We start from the raw sequence: 8,839 nt of genomic DNA on the forward strand, positions 1-8,839 counted from the left end.
GGATGGAAATGATGGGATTCAACCGAACACCACCTGTTGCCAGTGGCTTTCGCTGATGATTGCGATGGGAACGCCGCTGTTTCGCAACGCCACTGCTTTCTTGATTTTCGTACCGTAGGAACTGTGGAGCCACTGCTCATTGCCAATGCTGCCCACCACCAGGAAATGGACTTTTTTACTAACAGAGTTTCCGATCACGCCTCCTCGTTCGAGTACGAGCGACTCGCAGTCTTTGCGAGGGCCGTATGCCATGACTCCTGTAAACAGGAAAACCCTGCCCTGCCAATCGAGCTCAGGAACCGGGTCGTTCAACGGCAGGCTGCTAACGCCTGTCGTGCGCTGAGGTGCCCCAATTGGAAGGCCCGAGAATTGATGCAGCATTTCCAATAGCTCGTTCGACTCATCTTCATCCAGCACACCGTCGCTCAGCATATTGGCGAGACGTTGATAAAGAATGTTAACGACCGGATCTTCAAGTTGTATCAGATGGGTCTCTATCCAGGTTTTGAGAAACTCGGCTTCCCTTTGGTTGATTTTGCCATCAGCCGTCAAGCCAGCGGTAATCCCGACCAATGCATCGGCAGAGCGTCGGTCAATACGTGCCTGGTGAAAGAAAATGCTTCGCTCGAATTCCTTATGAAGATCCATGCGTCCTGCTCCTTAACCTTCAGATTCCGTGGTCTGATTGATGTACTTCGCTTTGTCGGGCGTGAACGTAACCATCATGTGAGTACGCGAGCACGTTTTAGGGACCTCCTGCGCAGGATCAATATCCAGTTGCCAGTGCCCGACCAACCTCCCAACATTTGATCAAGCCTTTATCGTAGCTTTCCCACGTTTCGCTCCAGCTCAATATAGGTCGGATCGGTGTGCTTACATCTCTTTCAATACGTAGGATCATATTCATTCCTTGAATATCAGGGCGCGTTAAGTGGCATCGGTATCGTTATAGGCCTCTCAGTGGTTGTCTATACACTCTTGCGCCAATAACCCCAGCACCCTCAGGTCATGCCGCTGGCCATTCCAGAACCCTGCGTCTCGTAATGTGCCTTCGGTTTTAAAACCCAGGCGTTTCAATAGCGCTACAGAAGCAGTGTTCTGCGGGTGCACCAAGGCTTCGACGCGATGCAACTGCATATGCTCAAAGCCCCAATCGAGCATGGCCTGCAAGGCTTCGTTCATCAAGCCCTGCCCACGAGCAGCAGGTGCCAGCTCGCAGGACAACGCGCAACTGTTCCAGACGCGGTTCCACTTGAACAGGCCGCAGCTGCCGATCAACTTGCCTTGGTGTTCAAGGCCCCAACGTGTGCCTGGGTTTGGGTGGGTGCGCCACTGGGCGAACGTTTCGATCAGGGCTTCGGCCTGGGGGAGGTCAGTCATCGGGTCGACGCCGAACCAGCGCATGCTCGCGGCATCCGCGTGGATGGCGAACAGCGCGGGGGCGTCGCTCACTTGCAGTTCTCGCAGGTGCAGGCGCGGGGTAGCGAGGGCAGGAAATCCGCTCATGGCGCTAGTGTCGCGAAAACCGGCTCGCGATCAATGATTTTGGCAAAAGCATGCCACCCCACATCTACCTCCAAGTTTTCCGAGCAGTCTAACGACGGGACTGCCCATTGTGCACAGCCCACCTCAGGGTTGCCACACGGTCTTTTCCCCACTGAGCTTACGGTCCAAAAACGTCGCCGCACTGATCAATGCCAGGTGGCTCAGCGCCTGGGGCGTATTGCCCAGGTGACGGGCCTGGCTGTCGAACTCTTCGGCGTACAGGCCCAGCGGGTTGGCGTAGCGCAGCAGTTGTTCGAATTCCAGGTGGGCTTTCTCCACTTGGCCGGCGCGGGCCAGGCATTCGACGTACCAGAACGAGCACGCAGTAAAGGCGCCTTCGGTGCCTTGCAGGCCGTCGATCTGGCTGTCGTCGTTGCGGTAGCGATAGACCATGCCGTCACGCACCAGGCTTTTCTGGATTGCTTCCAGGGTCGACAGCCAGCGCGGGTCGGTGGCCGCGACGAAGCGCACCAGCGGCATCAGCAGCATCGAGCCATCCAGTGCGGTGCTGCCGATATGTTGCACAAAGTGCCCGCGCTCTTCGTTCCAGAAATTGCTCCAGATATCGGCGTAGATGGCCTGACGGGTCTGGTCCCAGCGTGCGAATGGGGCCGGCAGCGAGCGTTTTGAGGCCAGGCGGATTGCGCGGTCCAGCGCCACCCAGCACATCAGCCGCGAATGCAGGAAGTGATGCTGCTCGCCGCGCATCTCCCAGATCCCGACATCTTTCTGGTTCCAGATTTCGCAGACCTGGTCGGCCACTTCCACCGTGTGTTTCCAGCCTTCGTGGGAAATCGCCTCGCCATATTTGTTAACCAGGTACACCGCGTCCATCAGCTCGCCGTAGATATCCAACTGGATCTGGTCGAACGCCTCATTGCCGACGCGCACCGGCTTGGCGCCGCCGTGCCCGGTCAAGTGATCGAGTGTGGTTTCCGGCAGCTCCTGGCGCCCATCAATGCCGTAGAGGATATTGATTTTGGTCGGCTGGCCGCAGCAATCGCTGACTCGGCCTTTGAGCCAGCGCATGTAGCTGTTGGCTTCCTCGACAAAGCCCAGGCGCATAAACGCGTAAACGGTGAACGAGGCGTCGCGGATCCATGTGTAGCGGTAATCCCAGTTGCGTTCGCCGCCGGGTGATTCCGGCAGGCCGAAGGTGGCGGCAGCGATGATTGCGCCGTGTTTGCGTGAGGTCAAAAGCTTCAAGGCCAATGCCGAGCGGTTGACCATTTCACGCCAGCGCCCACGGTAATTTGATTGCGCGATCCAGCCGCGCCAGAACTTCAGAGTGCGTTCCAGGTACAGGTCGGTGCAGTCATTGGTGACGCGTGGGTCGTCGGCGCCACCGAGGACAAATTCGGCGCCTTCCTCCTGGCTCAGGCTAAAGCTTGCGACTGCCGCGTGGTCTTCGAGGTTCAGCGGATGGCTACCGACCAGGCGCAGGGCGGGCTGGCCGTCAGCCGTAAACAGCACGCCACCGTTGTCGGTCGTCGCCTGGGTTTGTGCGCGGGAATAGTTATGGCGCACGGCGCAGCGCAGGTGAAGGATGGCTTTGCCGCTGACCACACGCACGCGGCGAATCAACAGCGGCAGGTCGTCGACGTCTTCGCCAACGGTCAGCAGGTCAGTGATTTCCACCACGGCTTCATCGCTCAGCCAGCGGGTTTGCAGCACGTTGGTGTCGGGCAGGTAGATTTGCTCGCGGCGTGCGTTGGGCAGGTCGGGGGTGAGTTGGAAAACACCGGCTTCGGGCGTGTCCAGCAGTGAGCAGAAGATTGATGGACTGTCGAATTCCGGCCAGCAGAAAAAATCGATGCTGCCTTTGTCGTTCACCAGCGCTGCGCTACGCATATCGCCGATGATGCCATGGGCATCGATGGCGCTCTGTTGTTCATTCTTGAAATCAACCATTGCCACGAAACTCCGGATAAAGGCTCATGCCGCCATCAATAAACAAGGTGCTGCCCACCACGTAGTCGGAGGCATCACTGGCCAGCCAGACCACCGCATTGGCCACGTCTTCCACATCGCCTACGCGACCGTAGGGAATCAACTTGAGCAGTTCTTTTTCAGCCGCGCCTTCAGTGGCCGCACGGTTAATTGCCGTACGAATCGCCCCTGGCGCGATGCCATTGATGCGGATGCGCTGTTCACTGACTTCCTGGGCGAGGGTGCGCATCAGCATCTCCACGCCGCCCTTGGAGGCTGCGTAATTCACATGCCCGGCCCACGGGATGACCTGGTGCACCGAACTCATATGGATGATTTTGCCGGCCGCCCGCGAGACGCCGTCGCGAATGCCTTGGCGATTGAAGATCCGCACGGCGGCGCGGGCGCACAGGAACTGGCCGGTGAGGTTGACGCCGATCACGGTGTTCCAATCGTCGAGGGTCATGTCGACCAGATTGGCGTCTTTTTGCAGGCCCGAGTTGGCCACCAGAATGTCCAGGTGACCGAAGGCCTCAAGGGTCTGGGCGAACAGGCGCTCCACGTCGGCTTCTTTGGACACGTCACCGCCGATGGCAATTGCCCGCCCGCCGCCTGCGTTGATCTGCGCAGCGAGGGCTTCGGCTGGCGCCGCCTGGGAGTTGTAGTTGAGCACCACGGCCGCGCCGGCTTCGGCCAACGCCTTGGCTGCGCCTGCGCCGATGCCGGAACTGGCGCCGGTGACCAGGGCCACTTGTTGCTGCAAGGAGATCTGCATTGCCCACCCACCGTTCTATGAGAGTCCTTTGTGCTGACTGACACGTGTCGGTAGAAGTTCAGCAGTCGCAAATGGGTTTTTCGATTGAAGTGCTTAGCTTTTAGGAATAAAAAACACAATATAAATAATTAAAAGTAATTAATAAACCGCTAAAAATCGTTTGACAGGATTTTTCTCTAGGCGTCTTATAAGCACACCTAAATGTGCTCCGCTGGTAGTTCAGAAGTCATCGCGGATATACCTATAAGAGATGCCCATGTACCCATTGGCCTTTATAGGGGAACTACCAGTTCAGGAGGCTGCGCCTGTCCGCGTGGGCGTGCCTAAGTTAGTGATCTTCGACTGCGACGGTGTACTTGTACACAGCGAAGAAATCACCCTGTCTGTATTGATCTCCCTGCTGAATGAACAAGCACGTCGTGACGCACCAGAGGCTACGGGCCTTGACTTAGTAGAATTCATTGAGCGCTTTCGTGGGCGCAAGATTGCCGACTGCTTACGTGAAGCTGAACGGGTATTGAGTATTTGCCTGGACAGTCAGTTTGAAGAAGCTTTCCGTCAGCGTGCACGGATCGATTTGACGGCGCAGTTAAAACCTACCGATGGAATAAGAGAAGTACTGGAGGGCCTGACGCTACCTTTTTGCGTAGCCTCCAGTGCGCCCCGTAATAAAATAGAACACTGTTTACGTCTCACGGGACTGTTGTCTTATTTCGACGGGCACATATTCAGTTGTTATGAGTTAGGGCGTTGGAAACCAGACCCTTTAGTATTTTTAACGGCGTGCGCTGCTTATAACGTCGACCCCCGTGATGCATTGGTTATTGAAGACAGTGTTGTCGGCATTCGCGCGGCGGTTGCGGCGAATATAAGCGTGTTGGGTTTTGGGCCCGTGGGCCGACATTTAATTTTGGCTGATGCCGGGGCGTTGCCTTTTTCCAATATGCGTGAATTACGCAAGGCGCTAGCGTGATATGACTACTCAGGGAGGAGGCGTTGTGAAGACTTCAGGTTATACAGAGCGGCTAAAGGGTAATGATCAACGTTCGGAGGTCTGGTGGGATTCGTCGCCTGCCGTCTATGTGCCTTATAAGAAACACTTGCTTGAAAAATACCCGGCAGCGTCTGGCTGCATAGAGCAGTTAATGCCAGACACATTTTCGCAACCCGGTGGGTTCAGCAATGTGACGACAAACCCTCGACTGGTCACTGCGGTGATTCTTGAAAAACGCGAGTATTGGTTGTCGCGGTTTAATCTTGCCAAACTGGCGCCCCAAGAGTTGCGCAGGAAACTGTACGACGAAGTGATCGTGCAGGGGGCTGCGGACCTGAAGCAACGCTGGGTTCAATCCGGGCAGTGTGAAGGCTGGATTAGCGCTCAAGTTGATCCGGTCGATGTGCGCTGCGCTGAACGCATGACTGCCAGGGGAGTGGCGCTGCGTCAGTTGTCTGCGAATGTGATGGTGAAGGTCCCCGCAAGCCAGGAAGGCCTTACGACTGTCGAGCACTTAGTGGCGCAAGGAAGTTCTCTCAACATCACGTTCTGCTTCACTGTTTCGCAATTCAAGGCAGGCATCCAGGCAATAGAGCGTGGAAGGGTGACTGCACGCAGCAAGGGTGTTGACACAAGCCATTGCAAGTACGTGATCACGTTCATGATCGGCCGCTTCGGCTGTCAACCCGAGCTTGCGTTACAAGCGGCGGAGCGTGGCCTGACGCTGAGTCCAGAGGATCTGCGCTGGGCCGAGTTGCTGGTTTATGAGCAGATACAGGCGCTGGTCTCGGCGTCTTCCGTTCCTGTCAAAACCCTGCTTTCCAGTATAAAAGTCGATGTCGACGAGCGTGGAAACAAGCATTGCTGGCACTTGGAGAAGACCGGCTTGTCGGCGACGTGCTACACACTGACGCCGGAGGTGGTTGAGTTTTTGATTGAGCGCGAAAGTCGCGGTAAACCTGTATTTCCTGCAGGGGAACCCTTGAAGCCCCCGGTTTCGACGCTCGCGAAGTTGTTTCGTATTCCGTATTTCTGCGAAGCCTACTGCCTGGATGGCATTGAGCCTTATGACTTTTGCAATCATGAGGCTTTTATCAACACGTGCAATGAGGCCAACAGTGCGCACCGACGCTTGGCCGATTTTTGCACTCGACTCTGCCCCCCTGTGCACGCTTTCAGTCGCTCGCTCAGTGCGATCATGGCGGCCGAATATGGGGTGCTCGTATGAACAAGATGGTCGGGTTATGGGCGCACCCCCGTTCTCGTTCAACGGTGTTGGAGCGCGTGTTTATCGAGCGCAAAGACTTTGAAGTCTTCCACGAGCCGTTTGCTCATATGGCATTTTCTGCAGACTCTGCCATTCCTTCGGATGAATGGGATCATAGTTTTCCAACCACGTATCAGGGCATAAAAGAACGACTGGTCAAGGCCAGGGAGACGGCCAGCGTATTTCACAAAGACATGTGTTATCACTGCCTCGATGACTTAAAAGTAGACGTGGACTTTCTGGCGCAACAAGACAATATCTTTCTTATTCGGGAGCCCGCCAGCAGCATTCTTTCGCATTATCGAATACACCCCAACATGCCGTTGCAAGCCATCGGGCATAAAGCCTTGTATGAGATCTTTTGTGTGGTCACCAAACTCACCGGCAAAGTGCCCTATGTGATTAATGCTGATGACCTGGCGGCAGCGCCGGAGCGCGTGATTGGCAAACTGTGTGACTATTTGGATATTGAATTTCTGCCGCAAGCCATGGTGTGGAAACGCGAGTGCCCTCCGCAATGGAAAACCTGGCGAAGTTGGCACGTCGCCGCAGAAAACAGTGAGTGCATTATTTCGTCGAGTAAGACTCAGCCCGATAAAGAGGTTCTCGATAATACGCCAGCGTTAAAAGCGATGTATGACTATCACCGGGTTTTTTACGCGCGCATGAACGAATTCTGTCAATAGGAAACAGGGCATGAAAAAATTGATTATTACCGGTGCCGCTAATGGAATTGGTAGGGCGACACTGGAGCAGGCGATTGTTGATGGTTACTTTGTGATTGCCGTCGATAAGGACGTGGATGCGCTCAACACCTTGCAACAGACTTACAGTGCGAGTGTATTAGAGACACAGGTTGCCGATCTTTCCAGTGACGCTGTGATCAAGGGCTTTATTCCAAGCCTGTATGAGCGTCATGCCACTATCTATGGGTTAATTAATAATGCAGGGCTGTATCACGGCAAAAGCATTTATGCCTATTCCGATAAAGAAGTGGATGAAATGCTTAACGTTAACCTTAAAGCCTTGGTTTACCTTTCCAAAGATTTCGCCGAACGCGAAATGAAGCACGAAGCACCGCGCAGCATCGTCAATATCACCTCAGTGGCAGGGGAAGTGGGCAGTTGTGATGCCCTGTACGGCGCCACGAAGGCTGCAGTGATCGGTTTGACCAAGGCCAATGCCTGGAACTTTGCCCCTTTTGTGCGGGTAAACGCGGTGTCTCCGGCACTGATTCACGACACGGCCATCTACGACACTATTCCTGAATATCGGCGGGCTGAATACGCGCGCCAGGAAATTCTTAAAGACCCCATCCTGCCCAGTGGTGTTGCTGAGGTCATTTTGCTGTTGGTCGGTGAAGGTTTTCGTCATATGACCGGCAAGGTTATCCCGGTTGATAACGGAGCCTACCCACGGTGAGCCAGCCCATACCGAAGAAAAAGTTGCTGTTGGTGGGCGCAGGTAATTTGTGCCTGCACATTCTCAAGATTCTGGCGCCCAGGAACAGGTTCGAGTTTGTCGTGCTGGGGCGCAACGAAGAAATGACCATCCGGATGTGTAACCTGGTGACGCTGTCGTGCGCACAACTGGAGCAGTATGTTGCTATCTCGCCAGTGATCGCGGACTTGACGGATATCGGCAGCGTTACCCAAGTGCTTCGGGAACATGCGCCGGACATCATCGTGAACTGCGCCTCGTTGCAGTCATGGAGAGTGATCACCGGGTTGCCCAAACACTCGTTCGAACAACTTGACCAGGCACAGTTCGGTCCCTGGTTACCCATGCACCTGACACTGATGCATGACTTGATGCAGGCAGTGAAGGCTTCCGGTATCACGACCCTGACCGTCAATGCGGCCTTTCCTGACGCCGTCAATCCGATTCTGGCCAGGGTCGGTCTGGCCCCTGACATCGGGGTGGGTAATGTCGCCAACCTGATTCCGGCCGTGCGTTTCTCCATCGCGCGGTTGCTGAAGTGTTCTCCCGCTGACGTGGAGGTGATGCTGTATGCCCAGCATTATTTCAGCCACTACGTGCCACGGGGCGGACGGCCCCCGCGTGCCAGCTATCGCTTGTTGTATGAGGTTCGCGGCCGGCGCGAAGTCGCTCGTCTGTCCGATGAGGTGATTTTTTCTACGGTGAAATCCGAGTTTCGTCGCTTGGGCGGGGTTGATGGGCAGTTTCTAACCGCGTGTTCTGCGGTCACCGTGATCGAAGGGCTGTTCTCACCGACGCCGGTACTGGTGCACGCGCCCGGTCCGTTGGGGCTTCCGGGCGGCTATCCGGTCTGGCTTCAGGACGGACGCATCAATGTGCAGTTCTCCGA

Annotated in this window: 9 protein-coding genes and 1 pseudogene; 5 read left to right on the forward strand and 5 right to left on the reverse strand. The window is 55.6% G+C overall.

Annotated elements, in window-relative coordinates:
• Positions 1-18: 18 nt before the first annotated feature.
• The 5 genes and pseudogenes from FEM54_RS16915 to FEM54_RS16935 all read right to left on the reverse strand — a co-directional run bounded on the left by FEM54_RS16915 (position 19) and on the right by FEM54_RS16935 (position 4,249).
• Positions 19-648 carry a BRCT domain-containing protein gene (locus FEM54_RS16915; RefSeq protein WP_138452028.1) on the reverse strand — a complete coding sequence of 210 codons (630 nt, stop codon included), beginning with the start codon at positions 646-648 and terminating at the stop codon, positions 19-21.
• A gap of 12 nt (positions 649-660) precedes the next feature.
• A pseudogene (locus tag FEM54_RS34670) lies at positions 661-901 on the reverse strand (hypothetical protein).
• Positions 902-957: 56 nt separating this feature from the next.
• Positions 958-1,506 (reverse strand): GNAT family N-acetyltransferase, encoded by a 549-nt coding sequence (locus tag FEM54_RS16925; protein ID WP_138452030.1) that lies wholly within the window; start codon positions 1,504-1,506, stop codon positions 958-960.
• A 123-nt stretch (positions 1,507-1,629) separates the two neighbouring features.
• The gene (locus FEM54_RS16930) at positions 1,630-3,456 is read right to left on the reverse strand and encodes a glycoside hydrolase family 15 protein (RefSeq protein ID WP_138452032.1); all 1,827 of its coding nucleotides are present in this window, start codon (positions 3,454-3,456) and stop codon (positions 1,630-1,632) included.
• Complete coding sequence (locus FEM54_RS16935) at positions 3,449-4,249, reverse strand: glucose 1-dehydrogenase (protein ID WP_017135320.1); 801 nt, start codon at positions 4,247-4,249, stop codon at positions 3,449-3,451. The genes FEM54_RS16930 and FEM54_RS16935 overlap by 8 nt, the downstream gene beginning before the upstream one ends.
• 256 nt (positions 4,250-4,505) lie before the next feature.
• On the opposite strand from FEM54_RS16935, the gene FEM54_RS16940 reads away from it, so the two are divergent.
• The 5 genes from FEM54_RS16940 to FEM54_RS16960 form a co-directional block, all read left to right on the forward strand.
• Complete coding sequence (locus FEM54_RS16940; RefSeq protein ID WP_138452034.1) at positions 4,506-5,222, forward strand: HAD family hydrolase; 717 nt, start codon at positions 4,506-4,508, stop codon at positions 5,220-5,222.
• A 25-nt stretch (positions 5,223-5,247) separates the two neighbouring features.
• A complete protein-coding gene (locus FEM54_RS16945) occupies positions 5,248-6,471 on the forward strand; it encodes a transaldolase family protein (RefSeq protein WP_138452036.1) in 1,224 nt (407 codons plus the stop codon).
• On the forward strand, positions 6,468-7,196 hold the full coding sequence (locus FEM54_RS16950) for a sulfotransferase-like domain-containing protein (RefSeq protein WP_099550082.1): 729 nt from the start codon (positions 6,468-6,470) through the stop codon (positions 7,194-7,196). The genes FEM54_RS16945 and FEM54_RS16950 overlap by 4 nt, the downstream gene beginning before the upstream one ends.
• Before the next feature lie 10 nt (positions 7,197-7,206).
• Positions 7,207-7,932, forward strand: coding sequence for an SDR family oxidoreductase (locus tag FEM54_RS16955; protein ID WP_138452038.1), 726 nt, complete (start codon positions 7,207-7,209; stop codon positions 7,930-7,932).
• On the forward strand, positions 7,929-8,839 hold a 911-nt coding region (locus tag FEM54_RS16960; protein ID WP_138452040.1), incomplete at its 3' end, for an SDR family oxidoreductase. The genes FEM54_RS16955 and FEM54_RS16960, both read left to right, overlap by 4 nt.

The organism is Pseudomonas edaphica, assembly GCF_005863185.1.
GTDB lineage: Bacteria > Pseudomonadota > Gammaproteobacteria > Pseudomonadales > Pseudomonadaceae > Aquipseudomonas > Aquipseudomonas edaphica.